The sequence below is a fragment of the Actinocatenispora rupis genome, from assembly GCF_016861975.1.
In the GTDB taxonomy this organism is placed as follows: Bacteria; Actinomycetota; Actinomycetes; order Mycobacteriales; family Micromonosporaceae; genus Actinocatenispora; species Actinocatenispora rupis.
Map to the genome: position 1 here is coordinate 49,234 of NZ_BOMB01000048.1, position 25,111 is coordinate 74,344.

The 25,111-nt window shown below is 73.7% G+C and carries 20 protein-coding genes; 10 read left to right on the forward strand and 10 right to left on the reverse strand.

Annotated features, from left to right (window positions below; translation table 11 throughout):
• Positions 1–25 precede the first annotated feature (25 nt).
• On the reverse strand, positions 26–3,976 hold the full coding sequence (eccCa, locus tag Aru02nite_RS33380) for a type VII secretion protein EccCa (protein ID WP_239077110.1): 3,951 nt from the start codon (positions 3,974–3,976) through the stop codon (positions 26–28).
• Between the two features lie 171 nt (positions 3,977–4,147).
• Between eccCa and eccD the strand changes: the two genes are divergently transcribed.
• On the forward strand, positions 4,148–5,545 hold the full coding sequence (gene eccD, locus Aru02nite_RS33385) for a type VII secretion integral membrane protein EccD (RefSeq protein WP_203664296.1): 1,398 nt from the start codon (positions 4,148–4,150) through the stop codon (positions 5,543–5,545).
• Between the two features lie 144 nt (positions 5,546–5,689).
• Here the strand turns inward: eccD and Aru02nite_RS33390 are convergent, their stop codons facing one another.
• Positions 5,690–7,549 (reverse strand): type VII secretion protein EccE, encoded by a 1,860-nt coding sequence (locus tag Aru02nite_RS33390; protein WP_203664297.1) that lies wholly within the window; start codon positions 7,547–7,549, stop codon positions 5,690–5,692.
• A 260-nt stretch (positions 7,550–7,809) separates the two neighbouring features.
• Here Aru02nite_RS33390 and eccB point away from each other — a divergent pair, with 260 nt between their 5' ends.
• The 3 genes from eccB (at position 7,810) to Aru02nite_RS33405 (ending at position 10,717) form a co-directional block, all read left to right on the forward strand.
• On the forward strand, positions 7,810–9,228 hold the full coding sequence (gene eccB / locus Aru02nite_RS33395) for a type VII secretion protein EccB (RefSeq protein WP_203664299.1): 1,419 nt from the start codon (positions 7,810–7,812) through the stop codon (positions 9,226–9,228).
• Between the two features lie 141 nt (positions 9,229–9,369).
• Positions 9,370–9,690, forward strand: coding sequence for a hypothetical protein (locus Aru02nite_RS33400; protein WP_203664301.1), 321 nt, complete (start codon positions 9,370–9,372; stop codon positions 9,688–9,690).
• Positions 9,691–9,700: 10 nt separating this feature from the next.
• A complete protein-coding gene (locus Aru02nite_RS33405) occupies positions 9,701–10,717 on the forward strand; it encodes a hypothetical protein (RefSeq protein WP_203664303.1) in 1,017 nt (338 codons plus the stop codon).
• A 65-nt stretch (positions 10,718–10,782) separates the two neighbouring features.
• Here Aru02nite_RS33405 and Aru02nite_RS33410 read toward each other — a convergent pair whose 3' ends face one another.
• Positions 10,783–12,069, reverse strand: coding sequence for a GGDEF domain-containing protein (locus Aru02nite_RS33410; RefSeq protein WP_203664305.1), 1,287 nt, complete (start codon positions 12,067–12,069; stop codon positions 10,783–10,785).
• Positions 12,070–12,290: 221 nt separating this feature from the next.
• Here Aru02nite_RS33410 and Aru02nite_RS33415 point away from each other — a divergent pair, with 221 nt between their 5' ends.
• From Aru02nite_RS33415 to Aru02nite_RS33430, 4 genes are all read left to right on the forward strand, one after another.
• Positions 12,291–12,914 (forward strand): malonic semialdehyde reductase, encoded by a 624-nt coding sequence (locus tag Aru02nite_RS33415; protein WP_239077111.1) that lies wholly within the window; start codon positions 12,291–12,293, stop codon positions 12,912–12,914.
• A 162-nt stretch (positions 12,915–13,076) separates the two neighbouring features.
• A complete protein-coding gene (locus tag Aru02nite_RS33420; protein WP_203664307.1) occupies positions 13,077–13,499 on the forward strand; it encodes an FHA domain-containing protein in 423 nt (140 codons plus the stop codon).
• Positions 13,500–13,673: 174 nt separating this feature from the next.
• On the forward strand, positions 13,674–14,375 hold the full coding sequence (locus tag Aru02nite_RS33425) for a response regulator transcription factor (RefSeq protein WP_203664309.1): 702 nt from the start codon (positions 13,674–13,676) through the stop codon (positions 14,373–14,375).
• Positions 14,372–15,835, forward strand: a complete 1,464-nt coding sequence (locus Aru02nite_RS33430; RefSeq protein WP_203664311.1) for a sensor histidine kinase — start codon at positions 14,372–14,374, stop codon at positions 15,833–15,835. The genes Aru02nite_RS33425 and Aru02nite_RS33430 overlap by 4 nt, the downstream gene beginning before the upstream one ends.
• A gap of 213 nt (positions 15,836–16,048) precedes the next feature.
• On the opposite strand, the gene Aru02nite_RS33435 is transcribed toward Aru02nite_RS33430, so the two are convergent.
• From Aru02nite_RS33435 to Aru02nite_RS33445, 3 genes are all read right to left on the reverse strand, one after another.
• Complete coding sequence (locus tag Aru02nite_RS33435; RefSeq protein WP_203664313.1) at positions 16,049–16,723, reverse strand: response regulator; 675 nt, start codon at positions 16,721–16,723, stop codon at positions 16,049–16,051.
• Between the two features lie 61 nt (positions 16,724–16,784).
• Positions 16,785–18,014 (reverse strand): sensor histidine kinase, encoded by a 1,230-nt coding sequence (locus Aru02nite_RS33440; protein WP_203664315.1) that lies wholly within the window; start codon positions 18,012–18,014, stop codon positions 16,785–16,787.
• Positions 18,007–18,819, reverse strand: coding sequence for a carbon-nitrogen hydrolase family protein (locus tag Aru02nite_RS33445; RefSeq protein ID WP_203664317.1), 813 nt, complete (start codon positions 18,817–18,819; stop codon positions 18,007–18,009). Before Aru02nite_RS33445 ends, Aru02nite_RS33440 begins: the two co-directional genes overlap by 8 nt.
• Before the next feature lie 68 nt (positions 18,820–18,887).
• Between Aru02nite_RS33445 and Aru02nite_RS33450 the strand changes: the two genes are divergently transcribed.
• Entirely contained in the window at positions 18,888–19,853 is a 966-nt protein-coding gene (locus Aru02nite_RS33450) for an NAD-dependent epimerase/dehydratase family protein (protein ID WP_203664319.1), read from the forward strand.
• 75 nt (positions 19,854–19,928) lie between these two features.
• Here the strand turns inward: Aru02nite_RS33450 and Aru02nite_RS33455 are convergent, their stop codons facing one another.
• A complete protein-coding gene (locus Aru02nite_RS33455) occupies positions 19,929–20,936 on the reverse strand; it encodes a DUF389 domain-containing protein (RefSeq protein WP_203664321.1) in 1,008 nt (335 codons plus the stop codon).
• Between the two features lie 98 nt (positions 20,937–21,034).
• On the opposite strand from Aru02nite_RS33455, the gene Aru02nite_RS33460 reads away from it, so the two are divergent.
• Positions 21,035–22,033 (forward strand): nitronate monooxygenase, encoded by a 999-nt coding sequence (locus Aru02nite_RS33460; RefSeq protein ID WP_203664322.1) that lies wholly within the window; start codon positions 21,035–21,037, stop codon positions 22,031–22,033.
• Between the two features lie 70 nt (positions 22,034–22,103).
• Here the strand turns inward: Aru02nite_RS33460 and Aru02nite_RS33465 are convergent, their stop codons facing one another.
• The 3 genes from Aru02nite_RS33465 to Aru02nite_RS33475 form a co-directional block, all read right to left on the reverse strand.
• Complete coding sequence (locus tag Aru02nite_RS33465; RefSeq protein WP_203664323.1) at positions 22,104–22,763, reverse strand: MOSC domain-containing protein; 660 nt, start codon at positions 22,761–22,763, stop codon at positions 22,104–22,106.
• Between the two features lie 112 nt (positions 22,764–22,875).
• The gene (gene lpdA / locus Aru02nite_RS33470) at positions 22,876–24,276 is read right to left on the reverse strand and encodes a dihydrolipoyl dehydrogenase (protein ID WP_203664324.1); all 1,401 of its coding nucleotides are present in this window, start codon (positions 24,274–24,276) and stop codon (positions 22,876–22,878) included.
• A 164-nt stretch (positions 24,277–24,440) separates the two neighbouring features.
• Entirely contained in the window at positions 24,441–25,085 is a 645-nt protein-coding gene (locus Aru02nite_RS33475; RefSeq protein WP_203664325.1) for a histone deacetylase, read from the reverse strand.
• Positions 25,086–25,111: the final 26 nt, after the last annotated feature.

Genomic DNA, 25,111 nt, shown 5'->3' on the forward strand with positions numbered 1-25,111 from the left:
CCGCGCCCGGACGGCGGGACGGCCGTCACTCCGGCGGCGGCTGGTACGCGAGCTGCACGAGCTGCGCGCCGTCCCGCCGGCGTACCAGCCAGCCGCGGCCCGGGGGCAGCGGTTCGGGCCGGCGGTTGCCGTAGAGGACGCCCTCGTCGCGCGGGCCGGACAGCATCAGCGCCGGCATGTTCAACTCCCGCAGCGACTGCACGACCGGCTCGTACATGGCGCGGGCCATGCCGCCGACGCGGCGGGTGAGGATCAGGTGCAGGCCGATGTCCCGGGCCTGCGGGAGCACGTCGCCGAGCAGCGCCACCGGGTTGCCGGACCCGGTGGACACCAGGTCGTAGTCGTCGACCAGCAGGTACAGCTCCGGGCCGTGCCACCAGGACCGGTCCCGTAGCTGGGCGGGCGACACGTCGGGGCCGGGCAGGCGGCGGCGCATCACGTCCGCGACCGACGCCAGCGCCGTCTTCAACGCCTCCGACGACGCCGCGTACTCCAGCAGGTGCTGCTCGGGCACCGCGCCGAGCAACGTACGCCGGTAGTCGGCGACGATGATGCGCGCCTGCTCCGGCGTGTGGCGGGCGGCGATCCGGCCGGCGAGCAGCCGCAGGAACGCGGTCTTGCCGGACTCGGTGTCGCCGACCACGACCATGTGCGGCTCGGCGGCGAAGTCCAGCCGTACCGGGGAGAGGTCCTGTTCGGACAGTCCGACGGGGATGCCGGGGCCGTCGGTCGGCAGGTCCGCCGCCGGGTACGCCCGGGGCAGCAGCCGTACGGCCGGGGCCGGCTCGTGCTTCCACGCGTCGCCGACCGTCTCGACCAGCCCGGCCACCCCGTCGGCCAGATCGTCCACAGTGGACAGACCGTCGATCCGCGGCACCGCGACCAGGAACTGGCGGCTCTCCGCCGACACGCCCCGGCCCGGCGAACGCTCCGGTACCAGCGCCGCCGCCCGCCGGTCGATCTCCGACTCGTTCGGGTCGCCGAGCCGCAGCTCGTACCGGGTGCCGAGCAGGTCGCGCAGGTTGAGCCGCACCTCGGCCCAGCGCGCCGCCGTGATCACCACGTGGATCCCGTACCCCAGGCCGCGGGCGGCCAGCTCGGTGATGCGGTCCTCCAGCTCCGGGAAGTCGGCCCGGACCGCACCCCAGCCGTCCACCACCAGCAGCACGTCACCGAACCGGTCCCCCGGTACGCCGCCGGCCTCCGCCAGCCGCCGCCGGAACGTCGCCATCGAGTCGATGCCCAGCTCCGAGAAGCGCGCCTCGCGCTCGGCGAGCAGCGACGTCAGCTCGGCCACCGTACGCCGCAGCAGCTCCGGGTCGCGCCGGGTGGCGACCCCGCCGACGTGCGGCAGCCCGCGCAGCGACGCGAGCGACCCGCCACCCAGGTCGATGCCGTACACCTGGACCTCGCGCGGGGTGTGGGTGAGCGCGAGCCCGCCGATCAGCGCCCGGACCAGCGTCGACTTGCCGGACTGCGGGCCGCCGACCACGACCGCGTGCCCGCCCGCGCCGGCCAGCTCCGCCCACAGCACGTCCCGACGCTGCTCGTACGGCCGGTCGACGACGCCCAGCGGCACCCGCAACCGGCCGCGGTCCGGCCACCCGGCCGGCGCCAGACCGTACGCGGGGTCGGGGGCCAGCGGGGGCAGCAGCTCGGACAGCGGCGGCGGATCGCCCAGCGGCGGCAGCCACACCTGGTGCGCCGGCCGGCCGTGCCCGCGCAGCCGGCCCACCAGGACGTCGAGCACCGTCGTCTGGTCCTTGACCGCCGGTACCGCGGGGGCGGGCGGCTCGGCCGGCGGCGGCCCGCCCAGCACCGGCCCGCCGGTCAGCTCGCCGCGCACCGGTGCCGGCGCGTCGATCCGGAACGGCACCACGGTACGGCCGGCGCGCCGCTGCGCCTCCCGCCCCGGCTCGACCCGCGTGTACGGCCCCGACACGTACGCCGCGCGGAACCGCAGCTGCGTGCTCTGGTCGGTCTTCAGGTAGCCGTGGCCCGGCGCGTTCGGCAGTTCGTGCGCGGCCGGGTTGCCCAGGACGATCCGGGACTCCATCGCCGAGAACGTCCGCAACCCCACCCGGTACGACAGGTGCGTGTCCAGGCCGCGCAGCTTGCCCTCCTCAAGCCGTTGCGACGCAAGGAGAAGGTGCACGCCGAGCGACCGGCCGAGCCGGCCGATCATCACGAACAGGTCGATGAAGTCCGGCTTGGCGCTCAACAGTTCGGAGAACTCGTCGCAGATGACCAGCAGCGCCGGCAACGGTTCCAGCGGCTCGCCGGCCCGCCGGGCCCGCTCGTAGTCCCGCTGCGACACGTAGTTCCCGGCCGCGCGCAGCAGCTCCTGCCGGCGGACCAGCTCGCCGGACAGCGCGTCGGCCATCCGGTCCACCAGCGGCAGCTCGTCCGACAGGTTCGTGATGACGGCGCTGGTGTGCGGCAACCCGTCCAGCTTCGTGAACGTCGCGCCGCCCTTGAAGTCGACGAGCACGAAGTTCAGCTCCTCGGACGAGTGCGTCGCCGCCAGCCCGAGCACGATCGTACGCAGCAGCTCGGACTTGCCGGAGCCGGTCGCGCCGATGATCAGGCCGTGCGGCCCCATGCCGCCCAGCGCCGACTCCTTGAAGTCCAGCTCGACCGGGGCGCCGTCCGGCCCGACACCGATCGGGATGCGCAAGCGGTCCCGCTCCGGCCGGGTACGCCAGGTGATCGTCGGGTCGAGTCCCGCCGCGTCACCGATGCCGAGCAGGTCCGTCAGCTCGAACGTGGTCGCCAGCGGCTCGTCCGACGCGCCCGAACCCGCCATCCGGTACGGCGCAAGGTAACGCGCCAGCGCCTCGGCCTGCCGTACCGTCAGGGTGTCGGGAACGCCGAGGGTCTCGTGCGCGAGCCCGCTCAGGTCCGTGTCGCCCGCCCGGTACGCGCTCTGCTCGCCGCGGAACAGCGTCACCAGCTGCGGGCTGACGTCGAGTACGAGCAGCCAGGCGTCGGCGTCCCGCGGGATCTGCCCGGACAGGTCCACCACCGTCGCACCCTGTACGCCGGCGCCGTGCAGCTGCGCGTCCTGGCTGACCTCGCCGCCGTCCAGGACCACCAGCAGGTGCGGCCGGTCCGGCAGCGGTTCGGCGGTCTTCGAGTGCCGCGGCCGGCTCCCGATCTCCTCGCCCAGCAGGGTTTCCAGCTCCCGCAACGATCCGGCGACCAGCAGCCCGCCGCCGGGCGCCTCCGCGTGCGGCAGCCACTTCACCCAGTCCCACGTCGCCCGCCGGTCCGGGCTCGCCACCACCGCGACCCGTGCGTCCTCCGGCGCGTGCAGCGTCGCGAACTGCGCCACCATCGCGCGGACCATCCCGTACATGGCGGTGGTGTCGCCGCGCAGCGAGATCCGGCTGAACGCCCGCACCGCCACCGCGACCGGTACGTTCAGCGCGTTGGTGTGCGCGGTGGTGAAGCGCCGCAACGCGATGGCGGACAACGGTTCCAGGTCCTCGACCGGCTTGGTCTCCGGGGTCGCCAGGTGTACCGACATGCGTTGGGTGCCGACCGCCAGCCGCAGCGCGCCGAAGTCGTTGTCGGTGGGCCGGCGCTCCCACAGCCGGCCGCCGGCGGCCACCGACCACAGCGCGTCGGGCGCCGGGTGGGCCCAGATCAGCGCCGCCCGCTGCTGCGCGGCGGCCCGCCGGGCCCGCCGCCGCATCTGCCCCAGGTACCGCAGGTAGTCGCGGCGCTCGGCGTCGAGCTGCGCGGCCCGGTCCTGGCCGAGGCCGGACATCGACCCGAAGAACATGCCGAGCATCGACACGCCGAACAGGCCACCGGCCACATAGGACAGTGTGCCGCCGCGCCCGGTGTACAGCATGGCCATGGCGCCCGCGCCGGCCAGCATCGGCAGCAGCATGAGCAGCTGCCCGACGCCGCGCGGCAGCTGCTCCGGCACCTCCGGTGGCGCCTCCAGGGCCAACTCGCCCTTGGGCAACGACGGACCGTACCGCCGGGCCGGTCTGGACCAGACGATCGTGCTTGACACCGTGGACGAACCTCCCCGACCGGTACGGACCGATGTGTACCGGGATACCCAGCGTTGGCCATCGTAGGTACTCTGCACACCGCATCGGAATGCCCATCCGGCACGGGAGGAGACCGAAAGGTGACAGTACTGGCCGGAGCGGGGCTGACCAGGGTCACCATCGTTGCGCCGAAGACGCGCGTCGACCTGTCCGTACCCGACGACGTCCCGCTCGCCGACCTGCTCCCCACCCTCCTCAAGTACGTCGGGGAGGACGTGGCGCGCGCCGGCACCGCGCACGGCGGCTGGGCGCTGGCCCGGCTCGGCGGCCGGGCCCTCGACACCGACCGCACCCCGGCGCAGCTCGCCATCAAGCACGGCGAGGAGCTGCACTTCGCGCCGCGCGAGGAGCTGGCGCCCGAGGTCGTCTTCGACGACGTGGTCGACGCGATCGTCGGCGGTGTCGAGGCGCACGGTCGGCGCTGGACGCCCGGCACGACCCGGCGGTTCGGGCTCGGCGTGCTCGCCGGGGCGGCGCTGCTCGGCGCGGTGCTGCTGGCGGTCGCCGCGCCACCGCTCGCCGGCGGCCTGACGGGCCTCGGTCTCGGCGCCGTCCTGCTGCTGGCGTCCGCCGTGCTGGCCCGCGCCGTCGGCGACGCCCGCGCCGGACTCGTCGCCGCCGCCCTCGCCCCGGCGTACGGGTTCGTCGGCGGGATGCTGCTGCTCGCCACCGCCACCGACCGGTACGCTGCCGGTCCGCTGCTGCTCGGGACCACCGCGGCGCTGCTGTGCACGGTGCTCGGCGCGGTGGCCGTGGCGTACCAGGTGCCGGTGTTCGTGGGGGCCGGGACCGCGCTGGTCGGGACCGCCGCCGCGGCGCTGGTCGTACTCGCCGCGGGGGTGTCACCGGCCGCCGCCGCTGCGGTGCTGGGCGCGGTGGCGTTGGCCGTGGTGCCGGCGGCGCCGATGGCCGCGTTCCGGCTCGCCCGGCTGCCGGTGCCGACCATCCCGACCACCGCCGAGGAACTGAAGGCCGACGCGGTCGAGGTCGCCGGCGCCGAGGTGCTCACCCGTACCGTCGTCGCAGGTCACTACCTGACCGCGCTGGTCGCCGCCGCCTCCGCGGTCGTGGCCGGCTGCGTCGTCGTGGTGGTCGCGACGGGCGGCTGGGCCGGCGCGCTGCTCGCGCTGGTCGTGTCGCTCGTCCTGCTGTGCCGGAGCCGTTCCTTCGTCGTCCTCGCGCACCGGATGCCGCCGCTGCTCGCCGGCCTGGTCGGGCTGGCGGCCCTGGCGACGGGTGTCGCGCTGGCCGGGATCCCTTCCGTACCACCGGGTGTGGCGCTCGCCGTCGCCCTCGCCGTGGTACTGCTCGCCGGTGCCGGCGCCGCCGGGTACGGCCTGGCCAACGCCGGCCGGCGTACCACGCCGGTGTGGGGTCGGGTGCTCGACATCGTCGAGGTGGTGCTCGGGCTCGCCGTGATCCCGCTCGTCCTCGCGGTCTGCCAGCTGTACACGCTGATCCGCGCCCTGAACGGCTGACCGGGGCCGGATCGCCGCTCTGCCAACGGAATCCGGGCCACGTGACCGGTGCGCCGGTGGGTCGCGGTGACCGGGTCCGTTCCCTGCCAACGGATCCGTCGTCCCGGCGGCCGGATCGGTGCGCCGGCAACGGATCCCGACAGGTCAGCGGGGTGGGCGGCCGAGGGCGGGTCGCTCCTGGCGGGGCGGGGTGAGCACCTCGCGCTCGACCGGCGTCGGCGTCGGCCACGCGAACCGTACGCTGCCGGGTTCGACGACCGCGACCATGTCGTCGTACATCCGGGACAGCAGGTTCGTCGACTCGGCGCTCAAGCCGTACGTGCCGGCGACGAGCTGCGCGTCGGCGGGCAGCAGCTTGCCGGTGACGACGAGGTCGGTACCGGCGAGCAGCGCGGCGGTCGGCCGGGTGCAGGTGACGGCGGTGGTCTGCCACGCGACGGGCGGCGGCGCCATCCCGGTCGGATCCACCGACACCAGTACGGGTGCGGCGGGGTGCGGCGGCAGCACCGTGGCCGGCGGGAGTACGCAGTGGTCGACGCCGGTGGCCCAGCGGCCGAGCGACACCCAGTCGGGTTGCCCGGGCGAGGAGACGACGCGGGCGCCGACGGCCAGGCAGCGCAACAGAACCAGCCGGGTGGGCCAGATCCCGCCGACGAGGACGAGCCGGGTCGGCCGGTGCCGAAACACGTCGACGAGGACGGGTTTCTGGTCGGGGTCGCGGCCGAGCAGCACCCCGCCCCGGGGTACGGGAGGGGCGAGCGCGTCGAGCGCGCCGACCGGGCAGGCGTGCGCGGCGGTACCGACGGCGGGGGAGCCACCGGTCGGCACGGTGGCGTACGCGGCGGGCCCCTGTTCACCGTCGAGCCGGCGCACCGTGATGCCGTGCAGTTCGGCGGAGTGGGCGAGCGCCTCGGTGGCGGCGGCGAGCGCGTCGGGCGGCGCGCCGAGCCGCACGTACCCGCGGAGCGGCACCTCCGCCGGCCCCACCAGGTCGGTACGCGGGCCGAGGACCAGGGCGACGGTGGTCCACGCGGCCGGGCCGGCGGACAGCAGTGCGCCGGTCCGCCCACCCCGCGGCGGCCACCCCGTCACCTGGTACGACACCTGCGCGTACCCGTCGGCGGTGAACCGGTCCCAGGTCTGCGCCGTACGGCGGCCGCCGGCGGCGAGCGGGCCGAGACCCAGCGTGGAGGTGAGGACGGCGAGCAGCTCGTCGGCCCCGAGTGTCCGATGTGGAACGTCCGATGTGGACAGTGTGCGGCCGACCCGGCGCAGCGCCGCCGCCAGCGCCCGGCGTACCCCGGCCGGTCCGCCGCCCCGGCTGGCCGCCGCGTCCACCGCGTCCACCACGTCCAACCGCACGCACACGTACGTCCCGGCCAGCGCCGGCGGCACCTGACCCGCCAGCCGGGCCCCCACGTCCTGGTACGACTGCGCCGCCGGCGCCCACGTGGTCAGCCGCGGCGTCGGCGCCGGCGCCACCCGCGTCACCACCTGGAGCGTGGACAGCCCGCCGTCGACCAGCGCGGACAGCTCGCGCAGCGGCAGCGCGTCGCCGCCGTCCACGGCCACCGCCGCGAACCACCCCTCCCCGTCGTACGCCAGCCCGAACGTGGCGTCCCGCTCGGTCACGTCCACCACGCGCAGTTCCGGGGCCAGCTCACGCAACGCGGCGCGCCGCGGCTCGCCCTGCCGCGCCGTGCCGCCCCAGCGCCGGAACCGCCACCGCAACGGGATCTGCTGGTACCACCAGCGTCCGCGCCACCGGCCGAGCAGCAGCGCCGTCACCGCCACCGCGACCGCGGCCACCACCGGCAGCAGCCACGCGACCCGCCCGACCGCGACCGCCACCGCGAACGCCGCGACCTCCACCACCACCAGCTGCGCCAACAACGGCCCGGTACGCCGGCGTCGGCCACCCGGCAGCGCGCGCAACGGGGGCACCGCCGGCCCGGCCGTACCGCCGGCGAGCCGGTCGTCCATCGTCGGAGTCGTCGGCGTCACCGCACACCGCCCGGCCGCCGTCCCCGACCACTGCACCGGTACTCACGCCGGTGTGGGCTGCCGGTGCTCATCGTCGTGCGGCTCCTCCACGCTCGCTTCGCCGTCGGACCACCGGCTCCCGGCGCCGGATGCCGGTATCGCACCGGTTGCGGTCGTCCGATACAACACCCAACGGTGCCAGTAGGCTCGGGCGGCCTCATGGTATGTGCCCGGCCCGTCCTGGACGGTACGGGTACGCACATCGACGGGAGGAGTGGGCGATGCGGTCGCGTCGCGAACAGATCCGGGCGTACCGCTTCGTGACCCGGCGCATCGTCACGGCGCTGCTCGGCGGCGACCCCGACTCGACCGATCCGCCCATGCGCCGCGCCGGCCTCACCACGTTCGCCAGCGCGATGATCGGCGCGCTCGTCCTCGCCGGATTCGGCGTGTACGGCCTGGTCCGCCCCGGCGGCAACACGTCGTGGCGGCAGCGCGGCACCCTGATCGTCGAGAAGGACACCGGCACCCGCTTCGTCTACGACAAGGGCGCCCTGCACCCGGTCCTCAACTACGCCTCGGCCCGCCTCATTCTCAAGGCCGCGGACCCTCCCGTCGTCACCGTCTCCGCCGACTCGCTCGCCGGCGTACCGCGTGGTCGGCCCGCCGGCATCCGCGACGCCCCCGACACGCTGCCCACCCCCGACCGACTCACCGGCCTGCCCTGGTCCGTCTGCTCCGCCACCAGATCCGACGCGGTACGGCACGATCCGATGGTCAGCGTCGCACTCGGCCACAGCTTCTCGGGCGGCGCCGCACTCACCGACCGCGGCGTACTCGTCAAGGCCGCGGGCGTGGGCACGTACCTGCTGTGGCACGGCACCCGGCTGCGCATTCCGAGCTCGTCGTTCAACCCGTTCGTGTCGGACACGAGCCCCACCGACGTCGCGCCCGCGATGCTCAACGCGGTCCCGGCCGGGCCGGACCTGGTCGCGCCGAAGATCGACGGCGAGGGCGGCGCGGCGCCGAAGGTCGGCGACGGCACCGGTCGGATCGGGTCGGTCTACAAGGTGCCCAGCGCCGGCGCCGCCGACATGTACTTCGTGCTGCTCGCCGACGGCCTCGCCCGGACCAGCCAGACGGTGGCCTTCCTGCTGCTCAACGCGCAGAACCAGACCGACCCGCAGTCGCTCAGCCTGGTCGAGTACAAGGAGGCCAAGCACTCGAAGCGGAACCTGCAGGTACACGGGATCCCGAGCGTGCCGCGGACGCCGGCGAACCTGCCCGACACGGGGTCGGCGCTGTGCGCGTCGTACCGGGGAGGCGGCCACACCACGATCGAGGTGTACGGGTCGGCGCCGGCGGCGTTGACGACGCGGCCGGACGGCGCGGACGACCGTACCGACGAGCTGGGTGGGTTGACGGCGGGGGCGGTGCTGGTGCCGGGCGGCGGGGGCGCGCTGGTGCGGGCGACCACGTCGGCCGGGGTGCCCACGGGCACCACGTACCTCGTCACCGACCAGGGCATCCGGTACGGCGTGCCGTCCAAGGACGCGCGCACCGCCCTCGGGTACGAGGGGGTGACGCCGACGTCGGTCCCGCAGGATCTGTTGGACCTGGTGCCGTCCGGGCCGTCCCTGGACCCGAAGGCCGCCACGAACTACGTGTCGGCCGCCCCGTCCCCGTCGAGTACGAAGTAGCACCGGCAGTGTGGTGACAGTTCTGCCCTGGCAGGGATGCGGAGAGTTGTCCCGGCTCGATAGGCTTGCCCACCGATTCAGTGGGACCGTCACGTGTCTGCCGGTACGACGGTTCCCGCCGGGACACCACGGGGAGTACTGATGAGCCGGGCCGATCTTCAGGTGGACACCGAGTCCATCCGCGCGAGCGTGCACACGCTCGACAAGCGCGTCGCCGATCTGCGCGACGCGATGCGTACGTTGACCGGGCTCGAACATCTGGGCCCGCCGCCGTTGGGCACGTTCCCGCACGCGAAGGACGCCGTCGCGTGGTACTCGGACATCAAGACCGGCAGCCTGGAGCGCATCGGTGACCTGCTCGACGCGCTGACCGCCCTGCGCGACGGCAACGCCACCATCGCCGAGGCGTACGAGCGGGTCGAGCGCGGCACGCACACCGACATCCACCGGCACCAGGCGTAGGGGGCGGCGCATGAACCGCGTGGGCAACCACAGCTACCACGGCTACAGCCACGAGAAGCTGCAGGAGATGCTCGACTCCGCCAAGCCGAAGGTCGTCCAGGACACGTACGCGGCGGCCTGGCAGAAGGTGTCGACCGCGGTGCTCAACCTGGCGGTGGCGCTGGACGCGACGATCGAGCACGGCACGTGGACGGGGCCGGCGGCGGAGGAGTTCGGCAGGCGGCTGACCGCGACGTCGACGTGCGCCCGCGACGCCGGCTCCACCACCGGCGACGTGGCCAGCGGGCTGGGCTACCTGGCCGACGACATCATCGCCGCGCAGGCGAAGATGCCGGACAAGCCCGCCCTCACCCCGCTCAGCGCGAACACCCCGGCGGACGGCGTCGTCGGCTCCTCCCAGGGGTACGTGAACTCGCAGCACGCGCAGCAGAAGGCCGCGGACCAGGCGGAGAAGGTGATGACCGAGCTGGGCGGCCAGATGCAGGGCACCGCGTCGTACTGGTTCCCCGAGTCGATGCCGGCGAAGCCGGCCGACCTGCCGAGTACGCCGGGGGGCAACGGGGTCGTCCTGCACACGTCGCACGCCGGCGCGGGCCCGGGTGCGGTGCCCCCGACGCACGGCGGCACCGCGACGAACACGTCCGGCCCGGCCGGTAACGCGGTGCACCCGGTGCACATCGACATGCCCCCGGACGCCCCCGGTACGCAGCTCGCCGGTGCCGGCGGTCCGGTCGCGCCGGTCGGCGGTCAGCCGGCCGGGCTCGGTTCGGTGGGCGCGGGCGGTGTCGGCCACGTCGGCGCCGGGGTGGCGTCCCCGGCCGGCCTCGCCGCGGCGCCCGGCCCGCAGGCGCAGCCGCGTCTCGGTGGTACCGGCGGGGAGCAGCCGGTGTCGCGGTCGGGTGGCCCGCTGCTCGGCCGGTCTGCCGGTCGGCGCGGCGACGACCCGGAGGAGTACAGCACCTGGCTGACCGAGGACGACATGGTCTGGCGCGACACGTCGCAGGCGCCACCGTCGCTGATCGAGTAGCCGTACGGGAAAGGGCGCCGTTGAGCCGGATCCGGTCCGCGGCGCCCTTCGTCGTACCCGGCGGGTCAGCTCGCCTCGCTGTCGGCGGCGGCGGGGGAGCCGGCGACGGCGATCCGGTTGCGGCCGGCGGCCTTCGCGGAGTAGAGGGCGGTGTCGGCGACGCGGAGCAGCGAGTCGAGCGTGTCGGCGTGGTCCGGGTAGAGGGCGACGCCGATGGAGACGGTCAGCCCGCGGACGGGCGCCGCGCCGGGCAGGTCCCGCCGGCTCGGTACGCGCAGCTCGGCGACGCGTTCGCGGAGCCGGTCGGCGATCATCGCGGCGCGGTCGGCGTCGGTGTCGGGTAGCGCCAGGACGAACTCCTCGCCGCCGAACCGTCCCGCCAGGTCCTTCCCGCGTACTCCGGACGCGACGGCGGTGGCGACGGCGCGCAGTGCCTCGTCGCCGACGAGGTGCCCGTACGCGTCGTTGATCTGCTTGAAGTGGTCGAGGTCGGCGACGAGGACGGCGAACGTGGTGTGCCGGGCGCGGGCGCGGTCGAGTTCGGCGGACGCCCGCTGGTGCCACCAGCCGGCGACGGCGAGCCCGGTCTTGGCGTCGGTCCGCGCCTCGTCGGTGAGCTGGTCGACCAGGAGTACGCGCTGGAGCAGGACGACGGCGGGGACGGCGAGCAGCATCGCCCACGGCTCGTACAGGGCGACGATGGAGACGAGGCCGCCGAACGTGAGCGCCGCCGCGTCGACCGCGACCGTGGTCCGGTCGCCGAACGACTCCGCCCGGGTGGCGCCCGGGGCGAGCAGCACGATCAGGATCCCGCACAGCAGCACGTCGACCGCCTCGTACGTGAGGGCGGCGGCGAGGACGGCGACGACCACGGCGAGTCCGTGCGGTACCCGGTCGGGGAGGGCGTCGCCGGTGAGCCGGAAGACCGCGCCGCTGGACAGCACCGCGAGTACGGTCATGCTGCCGCTGAACACCCAGGCGAACGGCCGGCACCGGCTGGCGCGCAGCCGCCAGTAGACGGACATGGCGACGACGGCGAGGACGGCGACGCCGGGCGGCAGGATCAGCGCGGCGCACAGCGACCAGGCGGCCTGGAGGTCCTTGTGCAGGCTGCCGGACAGCCGCCGTTCGCGTTCGACCCGGCGGGCGCCCTCGATGGCGATCGCCGCACACACCAGCAGCGGTACGACGAGCGCGACCCCGGGCCACCACGTACGCAGGGCGACGGTGGTGCCGCCGAGGACGAGGGCGGCGAGGTCGACCGTGAGGGTGAACGCGCGGGCGGCCGGGGGTGCGGACCACAGCGCCCAGCGACGGATGGCGGGCTGTCGTGTGTGGTCCGTGGTGCTCACCGGCTGAACGCACTCCTCCCGTCGTGCCGCGGTCGCGGCGCGGAGATCGAACGCCTCGGGTGACGATCGTCGCACGCCTTCGGCGGCCGGTCAGCCCCGGCGCGGCGGTACGTCCGGGTTGCGTCGGGCGCCACAGTGGGAAATAGTTGCTGCGTCAACTAAGTTGCACCGTACGCAAGCCGCAACCGGCACGTGTCGTGCCCAGTACCTGTGGAGAGATAGTGACAGTCACCGCGCAGACCGGACAGAACACCCCGCTCGCGCTGGACGAGGGCGCGCAGGACCTGCTGTTCCGCAACGCCCGTACGGCGAACACGTTCACCGACGAGCCGGTCACCGACGAGCAGATCCAGGCCATCCACGACCTGGTCAAGTGGGGCCCCACGTCCATGAACCAGCAGCCGCTGCGGGTCGTCCTGGTCCGTACGCCCGAGGCGCGGCAGAGGCTGGTGGCGCACATGTCGGACAACAACAAGGACAAGACGGGCAAGGCGCCGCTGGTCGCGATCCTCGCCGCCGACACCGACTTCCACGAGGAGATGCCGCGCGTCTTCCCGCACTTCCCCGGTGCCAAGGACATGTTCGCCGCGAACGACGAGCTCCGTGAAGGCAACGCCCGCCTCAACGGCGCCCTCCAGATCGCGTACTTCATCCTCGGCGTACGCGCCGCCGGGCTCGCCGCGGGCCCGATGACCGGCTTCGACGCCGCCGGCATCGACGCCGAGTTCTTCCCCGACGGCAAGCACCGCACCCAGGTCGTCGTCAACATCGGCAAGCCCGGTGACGGTGCCTGGTTCGACCGCCTGCCCCGCCTGTCGTACGACGAGGTCTTCCGTACCGTCTGACCGGTTTCCCGCGACCACCCGGACCCGGATGTTCACCCCGGGCCGGGTGGTCCCGCGTTGCGTCGGATAACAGTTCTTTGTCAGGCTGGGCACGGGGAGTTCCCAGGAGGCCGTGCCTACCGTGACGTGTCGGCCTCCGTACGAGGCTCAAGGGGTACGGCAATGAGCGATGACGCGACGGTACGGGCGGGTCCACCGGGCGCGACCGTACGGCAGCAGTTGGATCAGACGTCCCGGCTGGACGCCGTGGTACTGGGTGACACCGGCACCGGCGACCCCCCACCCGCGGACGGTACGGCGCAGCTCGTCGCGGTGCGCGGGCCCAGCGTCGGCACCAGGTACCCGGTGGCCGCGGACACGGTCACGATCGGGCGCAACCCCGGGTCGGACATCCGGCTCGACCACGTGACGGTGTCCCGCCGGCACGCCGAGGTACACCGGACCGGCGGGCGCTTCAGCGTCGCCGACCTCGGCAGCCTGAACGGGACGTACGTCAACCAGGAGCGGGTCGAGTCGGCCACCCTGGAGGACGGCGACGAGCTCCAGATCGGCAAGTTCCGGCTGGTCTTCCGCGCCGCCCGCTGAGCCACCACCACGGCGCCCCGACCGCGTACGGCCGGGGCGCCGTCGCCGTCCCCGTACTCCTCCGAGTACCACCGGGCGAAGCCCACCTCGCTGCTGCCGGACACCGGGGACACTCACAGGAAGCGGCCAGGATTCTTCGATCGGGCTGCTAGCGGCCCTACCGAGGATGGCGACGTGAGTGAGCCGGACGGGCAGCGCGAGTCGGTCCTCGTCGTCGAGGACGAGCGGGACATCCGCGAACTGTTGGCGCGCAGCCTGCGGTACGCAGGGTTCGAGATCAGTACCGCGGACACCGGTGCCGAGGCGGTCCGTGCCGTGGGTCGTACCCGCCCGGACCTGATGGTGCTCGACGTGATGCTGCCCGACATGGACGGCTTCGACGTACTCAAGCAGCTCGGCAGCGCCGGGCACCGGCCCGCCGTGGTGTTCCTGACCGCGCGCGGCGAGACCGAGGCGAAGCTGCGCGGCCTCGCGATGGGCGACGACTACCTGACCAAACCGTTCAGCCTGGAGGAACTGGAGGCCCGGATCCGCGCCGTCCTGCGCCGGATGGGCACCGAGGCGCCCGGCACGTCCCGCCTCACCGTCGCCGACCTGGTACTCGACGAGGACAGCCACGAGGTCTGGCGCGCCGGTACGTCGGTGCACCTGTCCGCCACCGAGTTCCGGCTGCTGCACTACCTGATGGTCAACGCCGGCCGGGTCGTGTCCAAGGCGCAGATCCGCAACCACGTCTGGCAGTACGACTACAGCGGCGAGACCAACGTGGTAGAGCTGTACGTCTCGTACGTGCGGCGGAAGGTGGACACGGTGGCGCCGAAGCTCATCCACACCCTGCGCGGCATCGGGTACGTGCTGCGCGCGCCGCGCGAATGACCCTGGCCCGGCTGTTCGGCCGGCTCGACCGGCGGGTACCGCTGTGGCTCCGACTGGTCACCGGCGTACTGGTGCTGGTGACGGCAACCCTGCTGGTCACCGGGTACGCCGGGAGCACGCTGCTGCGCCGGCACCTGGTCGCGAAGACCGGCGACGAGCTGCGCCTCGCCGCGCCGCGCGCCGAACTCGCGCTCATCCGCGACGGCCGCATCGACTCGCCCCCGGCACACGGCGTACCGAGCGCGTTCGGCGCGTACCTGATCGGGCCGGGCGGCCGGGTACTCGAACGCAGCGACCCGTCCGTCACCAACGACCGCCCCGACCTGCCCGACTTCCGTACGGACCGGCCGCCACTGTTCCGGCCGTTCCGGGTGGACGGCACCGGGCGGTCCGACTGGCTGCTGCTCGTCCGCCCCGTACGCCAGCCGGCCGGCGGGCACGTCGTCGTCGCCGAGAGCCTCGCCGAAGTCGACGCGACCGTACGGCAGCTCGAACTGATCAACTTCTTCGCCGGGATCGCCGCACTCGCCGCCCTCGCCATCGCCTGCTTCTGGCTCGTACGACTCAGCCTCCGCCCCGTACGCACCATCGAGACCACCGCCGGCCGCATCGCCGCCGGCGAACTCTCCCAGCGGGTACCCGACCGCGGCGACAGTACCGAGGTCGGCCGGCTCGGTACCGCCGTCAACGGGATGCTCGGCCGGATCCAGACCGCGCTCGACGACCGCGCCGAATCCGCCGCCGAAGCCCGCCGCTCCGAAGAACGCATGCGACGCTTCGCCGCCGACGCCTCCCACGAACTGCGCACCCCCATCACCACCATCCGCGGGTACGCCGAGATGTACCGGCAGCAGCGCGCCACCATGCCGCCCGACGAAGCCACCCGCATCGTCGGCCGGATCGAGGAAACCGCCAGCCGGATGGGCGGACTCGTCGACGACCTGCTGCTGCTCGCCCACCTCGACCAGCGGCGGCCCCTCGCCCGCGACCGCGTCGACCTCACCAGCGTCGCCGCCGACGTCGCACTCGACGCGCGGGCACTCCACCCCGACCACCCCGTCGACCTCATCGCCATCGGCGCGCGCGACGCCGGACCCGTCACCGTCACCGGCGACGAACAACGACTCCGCCAAGTCGTCTCCAACCTCGTCGGCAACGCCCTCAAACACACCCCCGCCGGTACGACCATCGAAGTCGGCGTCGGCACCGAGACCGGGCCCACCGGTACGAGCCGGGCCGTGCTGGCCGTACGCGACGGAGGGCCGGGGATGACCGAGATGGAGGCCGCGCGAGCCTTCGAACGGTTCTACCGGGCCGATCCGGCGCGGGCCCGGGCCGGTGGGGGCGCAGGGCTTGGGTTGGCCATCGTGGGGGCGATCGTCGACGCGCACGGCGGCACGGTGGAACTGACGAGCGTGGCGGGAGGGGGTACGACGGTGCGGGTGACGTTGCCGATGTGAGCGAACAATCGATTGTCCAATTGTTCAACTGTCGCCTTGTTCAACAATTGGACAGTTGAACAAGGCGACAATTGGACAATCGATAGCGCCGCTCGGTTGTTGATCTTGACCGTCGCACCGTGCGCCGTCGCACCGAAGAACCCCGCGCCTCACCCGTGGCGCCGCAGCGCAAGCAGCCCCCACCCCGCCACACCCGCGCCGCCCAGCCCGCCGTCACTCCCCGGGCGCGACCAGCCCCGACTCGTACGCGAAGACGACGACCTGGGCGCGGTCGCGCAGGTCGAGTTTGGCGAGGATGCGGCCGACGTGTGTCTTGACGGTCTGTTCGGCGACGACGAGGGATTCGGCGATTTCGGCGTTGGAGAGGCCGCGGGCGATGAGCCGGAGTACGTCGGTTTCGCGTGGGGTGAGGCTGCCGAGTGCGGCGGGCCGTACTCGTTCGGCTCGGGGTCGGCTGGCGAAGTCCTGGATGAGGCGACGGGTGACGGAGGGGGCGAGGAGCGCGTCACCGCCGGCGACGACGCGTACGGCGTTGATGAGGTCGGCGGCGGGCGCGTCCTTGAGGAGGAAGCCGGATGCGCCGGCGCGGAGCGCCTCGTACACGTAGTCGTCGAGGTCGAACGTGGTGAGCATGAGGATGCGCGGCTGGTGGGTGCCGGGTTGGCCGGCGAGGATGCGGCGGGTGGCTTCGAGCCCGTCCATTTCCGGCATCCGTACGTCCATGAGGACGATGTCGGGGTCGAGTTCGCGGGCCTTGCGCACGGCGTCGGCGCCGTCGGCGGCGTCGCCCACGACGAGCAGGTCGGGTTGGGCGGCGAGCAGCGCGCCGAAGCCCTGCCGCACCATCGCCTGGTCGTCCACGATGAGGACCTTGGTCTGTTCGGTCACGGGGTCGTCTTCCGGTCTGTGGTGGGCGGTTGGGCGGTGTCCCGGGTACGGCGCGTGCCGGTCACGGGTCGCCGCCGTCGGGGTCGGGGGTGAGGGGCAGGACGGCGCGGACCCGGAACCCGCCGTCGTCGGTACGGCCGGCGGTGAGGGTGCCGCCGAGCATGGTGGCGCGTTCGCGCATCCCGACGAGGCCGTGTCCGGGGCCGTCGCCGGGTGCGGGGCCGCTGTGGGCCGGCCCGTTGGTGACCTCGACCCGGAGGGCGCCCGGATCGTACCCGACCAGGACGGTGACCTCGGCGCCCGGCGCGTGGCGGCGCACGTTGGACAGCGACTCCTGCACGATCCGGTACGCGGACACGTCGACGCCCGCGGACACCGGGTACGGCTCGCCCTCGGTGGCGCGGGTGACGGGCGTGCCGGCGCGGCGTACCCGGTCGAGGAGGTCCGGGAGGGCGGCGAGGCCGGGCTGTGGCGCGCGTTCGATCTCGTCGGGGGCGCTGCGGAGGACGCCGAGCAGCCGCCGCATCTCGACGAGCGCTTCGCGGGCGGCCCCGCTGATCGAGCCGAACTCGGCGTTCGCCTCGGCCGGCAGCCCCGTCAGCCGGTACGGCGCGGTCTCGGCCTGTACGGCGATGAGCGACATGTGGTGCGCGACGACGTCGTGCAGTTCGCGGGCGATCCGGGCACGTTCGGCGAGCAGTGCGCTGCGGGCCTGTTCCTCCTCGGTACGCCGGGTCTCGACGGCGAGCTGTCGCCGGGCGCTGATGAGCGCGCCGATGCCGCCGGACGCGAGGGTGAGCAGGGTGACGATGACCGTGGCGGCGACCGCGTCGTCGCGGTTGACAGGGTAGATGACCAGCCAGATCGCGAGCATGGTGGCCGCCCACACCCAGCCGAGGACGGTACGCGGGTGGCGGAGGCCGACGGCGGCGAGCGTCGCCAGGTACACGATGATCTCGAACGGGTGCCACGGCAGCTGGCCCTGCTGCCAGTACGCGAGCGCGCCGAGCGCGGTGAGCGCGGCGAGCCGCCAGGCCATCAGCGGCCACCGCACCAGCAGCAGTACGGGCAGGGCGAGGAGCAGCGCGCCGAGCGGCGCGAACGGCGCGGACACGCCGTAGTACGTGCGGGTGTCGTGCAGCATGGCGAGGGCGAGCAGCAGGGTGAGGACGGCACCGACGATCAGCGGCCAGGCGCGGCGCCGGCGCATCCCGGGCACCCGGTCGGAGCCGACGAGCACCGTACGCAGGCCGCCGAGCAGCCGCAGCAGGACGGCGCGGACGTCAGCCACCGCGCACCGCGTACCGTCGGTGCCGCAGCGCGGGCAGCCGCTCGCGTACCGTCGCGACGCGGTCGGGATCGACGGTGGCGCAGGCAATGCCGGGTGCTTCCGCGAGCCCGGCCACCGGTACGCCCATCGGGTCGACGATCACGCTGTTGCCGGCGCCGGTGGGCGCGCAGTGCCCCGCGGCCAGCAGGTACGCGGTGTTCTCGACGGCGCGCGCCCGGGTGAGCAGCCGCCAGTGGTCCTCCTTCTGCGGCCCCGGCGCCCACTGCGCCGGTACGACGAGGGCCTGGGCGCCGGCGTCGACGAGCTGGCGCGCGAGTTCGGGGAAGCGCAGGTCGTAGCAGGTCATCGCGCCGAACGTGACGCCGTCGACGGTGAACGTGAGCAGCTCGGCCGGGTCGCCGGGCCGTACCCGGTCGGACTCGGTGAAGCCGAACGCGTCGAACAGGTGCACCTTCCGGTACGCCCCGAGCCGGGTGCCGTCCGGCCCGAGCAGCAGCAGCGTGTTGGACACCCGGTGGTCGTCGGGCAGCGTCTCGTTCGTCCCGTACAGGACGTGGACGTGGTGGCGGGCGGCGAGTTCCGCGACGCGCGTGGCGTACGGCCCGTCGAGCGGTTCGGCGGACGTGCCGATGCCCGCGTCGAGCGTGCGCGTCGCGTACATCGAGTACTCGGGGAAGACGACGAGCCGGGCGCCCCGGTCGGCCGCCGTGGCGAGCAGATCGCCCATGGCGGCGAGGTTCGCGTCCTTGTCCGTACCGGCCGAGAACTGTGCCACCGCGACGCACACCATGCCCGAACCCACCATGCCCGAACCCTAGTCCAGCGGGCCGGCCGCCGACCGCGACAGGCGGCGATGGCATAGGTTCGGTGATCATGCGGATTCTCGTGCTGGGCGGTACGTCGTTCGTGGGGCGGGCGATCGTCACCGCCGCGCTCGCGTACGACGCGGACGTGACGGTCTTCAATCGAGGGCGGACCGGGACCGACCTGTTTCCGCAGGTCGCACGCCTGGTCGGGGACCGCGATGCGGGCGACTACGCGGCGCTCGCGCGCGGCGCCGGCTGGGACGCCGTGGTCGACGTGAACGGCTACCACCCGCGGCACGTGGGGCAGGCGATGGACGCGCTCGGCGACCGCGCCGGCCGGTACGTGTTCGTCTCCAGCCACGCCGTGTACGTCCGGGACGGGCTCGCGCCGGGCAACGACGAGGACGCGCCGCGCCGCCCGGCGAACCGTACCGGCACCGAGGAGCTGACCGACGAGACGTACGGCCCGCTCAAGGTCGCCTGCGAGGACGACGTGCGCGCCCGGTACGGCGACCGCGCCACGATCGTGCGCCCCGGCAAGGTCTGCGGCCCGCACGACAACCAGGACACCTTCACCTACTGGGTACGCCGGGCGGCGCGCGGCGGTCGGGTCGCGCTGCCGGCCGACCCCGCCCAGCCCGTCCAGGTCGTCGACGTACGAGACCTGGCGGAGCTGGTGGTACGGCTGGTCGCCGACGACCGGGCCGGCGCGTACAACGCGGTGGGGCCGGCGGAGCCGACGACGCTCGGCGGGCTGATCGCGACCTGCGCCGCGGCCGCCGGTACGACGGTCGAGCTGGTCGAGGTGCCGGCCGAGGCGGCGACGCCGATGTTCCCGCTGGTCCGGGGGTACTGGCCGGGGCAGCAGCGCAGCGCGGCGCGGGCCCGCGCGGCGGGGATGCCGGCGACGCCGCTGGCGCGTACCGCGGCGGACGTGTTGGCGTGGGACCGGGAGCGGGGCGAACCGCCGCTGCCGCGCGGGTACACCCCGGAGCAGGAGGCCGACGTCCTCGCCCGGTACGCCCGGCCTTAGAGGTCCTGACAGAAAGGCGTCGTCCTGAGTCCGCCAGGCGCCGACAGTCCTTTCTGTCAGGACCTCTTAGCCGGGTCAGGTGCGGCGGCGCGGGCGTACGACCCGTCGCGGGCCACGCCCGAGCCGGGCCCGTCGCTGCTGCGTGCGCGGCAGCGGCATCTGCACCCCGTACCGCTGGGACAGCACGCGCTGGACGGCGAGGGTGGCGACGCCGGCGACGAACATGCCGGCCAGGTTCACCCCGAGCTGTACGGCAGAGGACCCGACCTCGCCCCAGTGTCCGAGCGGGATCGCCACCGCGATGTTGCCGGCCGCCGGCACCGTCGTCACCGAGATGAACACCCCGACCAGCGCGGACGACTTGGCCGCGGTGATCGACAGGATCCCGGCGATGCCGGCGAGTACGGCGACGACGAACGACCAGCGGTCCGGGTGGACGATGAAGTCGGTCAGCGGCCGATCGTCCAACATGGACGGTTGGATCCAGCCGAGCGGCCAGCGGCTCACCGCCGCGCACGCCGTCGTCACCGCGATCGCGGCCAGGAACCCGACAACCAACGTACGGGTGGCGAGGACGATCCGGAGCCGGTCCCGGCGTACGACGCCGAAGCAGATCGCCGCGACGGCGCCGAACTCCGGGCCGAGCACCATCGCGCCGACGATCAGGATCGGCTGGTCGAGCAGCGCGCCGATCGCCGCGATCTGCGTGGCCAGCGCCAGGAACGCGAGGAACGCCCAGCTCAGCCGGGCGTCCGCGGCGGTACGCGCGTCCAGCTCGTCCCACACCACCGCGTCGTCGTCGTACCCGGGGGCGGCCTCCTCGGCGGTGGTCGCGGCGGCCGAGATGGACACGTCGACGTTCTCGACGGAGATCGAACCGGTCCGGTCGATGCCCAGGTCGCGCAGCCGGGACAGCATCGCGTCGGCCGCCTCCCGGGCCAGGTCGAACTGGACCAGGTCGCCGGCCGGTTCGCGGGCGACGCCGGGGAGTACGACGACGTTGGTCACGGCGACCGACTCGGCGCAGACCCCGGTGACGGTCTCGGTCAGCTCGCTGGGGGTGATCACCCGGATGTGCAGCATCCCGCGATTCTGCCCGGGCGGCCGGTGGTTGCAGTGGGGTGGTCCAGGTCACGTGCGGTATGCGCATGACTTTCGGGCCGGACTGGTATTGAAAGATGATGAGCCTCAGGAACCTGACCGGACCGGTCGTGGCCGCGCCGATGGCCGGTGGGGTGTCGACCCCCGAGCTGGTCATCGCCGCCGGCAAGGCCGGTGCGCTCGGCTTCCTCGCCGCCGGGTACCTGCCGGCGGAGCGGCTCGCCGAGCAGATCGCCGCGGTCCGCGAGGTCGGCGCGCCGTTCGGCGTCAACGTGTTCGTGCCCGGCCCCGACAACGCCGACCCCGACGACGTCCTCCGGTACGCGCGCCGGCTGCGTCCGGACGCCGACGCGCTCGGCACCACCCTGGGCGACCCGGTCTGGACCGACGACGAGTACGAGGCGAAGCTCGACCTGCTCGCCGCCGTCGGCGTACCGGTGGTGACGTTCACGTTCGGCGTACCGGCGGCGGAGGACGTGGCGGCGCTGCGGCGGGCCGGCAGCGAGGTCGGCGTGACGGTCACGTCGCCGCGGGAGGCGGCCGAGGCGTACCGGGTTGGCGCGGACTTCGTGGTGGCGCAGGGCATCGAGGCCGGCGGGCACCGCGGCGGCTGGCTCGGCGGCGAGGAGTTCGGTCTGTTGAGCCTGGTCCGGCTGATCCGCTCCGTCGCCGACGTACGGATCGTCGCCGCGGGCGGCATCGCCGACGCCGCCGGCGTACGCGCGGTGCTGGACGCGGGCGCGCTCGCCGCCGCCGCCGGCACGGCGTTCCTGCGCAGCGACGAGAGCGGCGCCGGGCCCGCGTACCGGGCGGCGCTGGTCGCGCCGGAGTTCGCCGAGACACGGCTGACCCGCGCGTACACGGGGCGGCCGGCGCGCGGTCTCGTCACCCGGTTCATGGCCGACCACGACGTCGCCGCGCCCGACGCGTACCCGCAGGTGCACTACCTGACGCGGCCGCTGCGGGCCGCCGCGACCGCGGCCGACGACACCCAGCGGATGGCGATGTGGGCCGGGCAGTCCCACGCCCTGGCCCGTGCCGTACCGGCGGCCGAGGTCGTCCGCGCCCTCACCCCCTGAGCCGCCCGGACCCGTCGGCCGGCGTACCGCGGGCTCCACGCCGCACCGGGTCGGGCTCCAAAGCCGCAGATCAGCGGTCGGCGGGGGTGACGCGGCGGCGGGCGCGGTCGCGGGCCCGTTCGTCGAGCGCGTCGACGTCCACCAGCCGGGGCAGCAGGTCGGGTTCGAGGGTGAGTGCCCGGAACACGACGCCGACGGTCACCCCGTGGTCGGGCCGGTCCCGTACGACGATCTCGTCGCCGGGGGACACCTCGCCCGGCGCCACCACCCGCAGGTACGCGCCGGGCACCGCGCGCTGCGTGTACGTGCGCATCCAGCCCTGCTCGCCGAGCCAGCCGGCGAACGTGCGGCACGGGAAGCGGGTCGTGCAGACCTCCAGTACGAGGTCGGGACCGAGGTGCCAGCGTTCGCCGACCACCGCGTCGGTGACGCTGCCGCCGGTGGTGGTCAGGTTCTCCCCGAACGAGCCGTTGCCGAGCTGCCGGCCGAGTCGCCGCTGCCAGTCGTCCAGGTCCTCGCGGGCGTACGCGTAGACGGCCTGCTCGTCGCCGCCGTGGTTGCGCAGGTCGCAGACCCGGTCGCCGACCAGCCCGCTGGCGCCCTCGCCGCGCGGCCCGGGCGCCCGTACCGCGACGGGGCCGGTGACGGCTCGCTTGTCGATACCGGTGACGCCGACGTCCGAATGTGCGGTGGGCCGGGCGCGCCCCACGTTGACCGACAGTACGTGCATGTCGACCAACCTAGATGCGTCGACCGCCGTGGTGCCAACGGGAATGCGCTGCGCCACAGCGCAAGGGGCGCGCCCGCGACCGCGGACGCGCCCCGTCGCGCGACGTACGACGTCACATGTTGATCATGTGGCCGGCGAGGCCGTGCACCGCTTCCTTGACCGCCTCGCCGAGCGTCGGGTGGGCGTGGATGTTGCGCGCCACCTCGTGCACGGTGAGGTCCCACTGCTGCGCCAGGGTCAGCTCCGGCAGCAGCTCGGTGACCTCGGGGCCGATCAGGTGCCCGCCGAGCAGCTCGCCGTACTTCTGGTCGCTGATCAGCTTGACGAAACCGTTCGGGTCGCCGAGGCCGTGCGCCTTGCCGTTCGCGGTGAACGGGAACTTCACGACCTTGACGTCGTAGCCCTTCTCCCGCGCCTGCGCCTCCGTGTACCCGAAGCTCGCGATCTGCGGCTGGCAGTACGTGGCGCGCGGGATCATGGTGTAGTTCAGCTCCATGGTCTCCGCGTTGCCGATCGTCTCGGCGGCGACGATGCCCATCGCCTCGGCCGCGTGCGCCAGCATCAGCTTGGCGGTCACGTCGCCGATCGCGTAGATGTGCGGCACGGACGTGCGGCAGCGCGCGTCGACGTCGATCGCGCCCCGGTCGGTCAGGGCCACGCCGGTCTTGTCCAGCCCGTACCCGTCGACGCGCGGCGCGAAGCCGATGGCCTGGAGTACCTTGTCGGCCTCCAGTACCTGCTGCTGGCCGTTCTTGGTGACGGTGACGCGGACGCCCGAACCGGTGTCCTCGATGCCGTCCACCCGGGTCGAGGTGTGCACCTCCACCCCGAGCTTCCGGTACCGCTTGGCCAGCTCGGCGGACACGTCGGCGTCCTCCAGCGGTACCAGCCGGTCGAGGAACTCGACGATGGTGACCTTGACGCCGTAGTTGGTCAGCACGTACGCGAACTCGACGCCGATGGCGCCGGCGCCGGCGATGATGATGCTCTCCGGCAGCTGGTCGGTGAGGATCTGCTCCTCGTACGTCACGACCCGCTCGGACAGCTCGGTGCCCGGCAGCAGCTTGGTGTTCGTGCCCGCGGCGATGATGCAGTGGTCGAAGGTCAGCGTCTCCGACCCGCCGCCGTTCAGCGCGACCTCCATCGTGTGCGGGTCGGTGAAGGTGCCGCGCCCGTCGTACTCGGTGATCGCGTTCTTCTTCATCAGGTAGTGGACGCCCTTGACCCGGCCGTCCGCGACCTTGCGGCTGCGCTGGAACGCCGACTCGTAGCTGAACCGGACGGTCCCCTCGACCTCGATCCCGAAGGTCTTCTGCTCCTGGGTCAGGATGTGCGCCAGCTCGGCGTTGCGCAGCAGGGCCTTCGACGGGATGCATCCGACGTTCAGACAGACGCCGCCCCAGTACTTCGCCTCGACGACGGCCGTGCGCAGGCCGAGCTGTGCGCACCGGACGGCGGCGGTGTATCCGCCCGGGCCGGCGCCGAGGACCACGACATCAAAGTGTGTACTCACCTGCCGGATGCTATCCCGCCCCGCACGGGCACGCCCCAGGCTCGGTCCCGGCGTCCACTTCGCGACGTAAGGAGCCGGCTGGACGCGGCTCCCGTACCGTGGGCCGCCCTGCCGTTCTCCGCCAGCCTGTCCGGTACGGCGAGCGCCGGCGACCCGGCCCGAGGTCAGCCCGTGCCGGCCGGACGCAGCCGGGCCGTCACCGTCTCGTGCAGCTCCGGCCGCGTCCACCGTCCGCGTACGCCGCGCAGCGACGCGAGATGGTCCACGATCGGCCCCACCGACCACCCGTGCGTACGGTGCAGGCCCGCGGCGATCATCCCCAGGTACGCCGGCGCCGGCCGGGACCACGCCTGCTCGTCGGCCCGCCCCGGCGACGTGAACGTCAGCACCGGCAGCCCGCCCCGCGTGCCGACCCGTACCAGGGTCTCGTAGCGGCCGGGGCCGAGGCGGGCGCGTCCGGTGGCCAGCACCTCGCCCAGCGGCAGGTCCGTGCCAGGCTCGCGGTGCATCTCCTGCGCCACCACATCGCTGAACTGCCCCACCGTCAGCAGGTACGCCGCAGCCGGGGTGGACTCCGGCAGCCGGTGGTCCAGGAACGCCATCCCGCCGGTCCACGCGCGGGACTCGCCCGCGAAGTACAGCCCGCCGTCGATGCGGAGGGCCGCGCTGTCCGCCGGATCCGACCCGTCCCGACATCCCGGGTACGTCCGGCGCCCGCCCGGTGGCCGACCGCCGCGCAGGTAGCAGCGCAGCCGATCGGGAAGCATGTTGGAGCCGTACGCGGCGTACCAGACCTGGTCGGGGGGCATCGCCGCCCGATGGTGCCCGATGAACC

What these genes read in the sequence shown, in the direction of transcription:
- eccB (WP_203664299.1), top strand. Translation starts at nt 7,810, where the DNA reads ATGCGGTCGCGTCGCGAACAGATCCGGGCGTACCGCTTCGTGACCCGG.
- Aru02nite_RS33400 (WP_203664301.1), top strand. Translation starts at nt 9,370, where the DNA reads ATGAGCCGGGCCGATCTTCAGGTGGACACCGAGTCCATCCGCGCGAGC.
- Aru02nite_RS33405 (WP_203664303.1), top strand. Translation starts at nt 9,701, where the DNA reads ATGAACCGCGTGGGCAACCACAGCTACCACGGCTACAGCCACGAGAAG.
- Aru02nite_RS33420 (WP_203664307.1), top strand. Translation starts at nt 13,077, where the DNA reads ATGAGCGATGACGCGACGGTACGGGCGGGTCCACCGGGCGCGACCGTA.
- Aru02nite_RS33430 (WP_203664311.1), top strand. Translation starts at nt 14,372, where the DNA reads ATGACCCTGGCCCGGCTGTTCGGCCGGCTCGACCGGCGGGTACCGCTG.
- Aru02nite_RS33445 (WP_203664317.1), bottom strand. Translation starts at nt 18,819, where the DNA reads ATGGTGGGTTCGGGCATGGTGTGCGTCGCGGTGGCACAGTTCTCGGCC.
- Aru02nite_RS33450 (WP_203664319.1), top strand. Translation starts at nt 18,888, where the DNA reads ATGCGGATTCTCGTGCTGGGCGGTACGTCGTTCGTGGGGCGGGCGATC.
- Aru02nite_RS33455 (WP_203664321.1), bottom strand. Translation starts at nt 20,936, where the DNA reads ATGCTGCACATCCGGGTGATCACCCCCAGCGAGCTGACCGAGACCGTC.
- Aru02nite_RS33460 (WP_203664322.1), top strand. Translation starts at nt 21,035, where the DNA reads ATGAGCCTCAGGAACCTGACCGGACCGGTCGTGGCCGCGCCGATGGCC.
- Aru02nite_RS33465 (WP_203664323.1), bottom strand. Translation starts at nt 22,763, where the DNA reads ATGCACGTACTGTCGGTCAACGTGGGGCGCGCCCGGCCCACCGCACAT.
- Aru02nite_RS33475 (WP_203664325.1), bottom strand. Translation starts at nt 25,085, where the DNA reads ATGCCCCCCGACCAGGTCTGGTACGCCGCGTACGGCTCCAACATGCTT.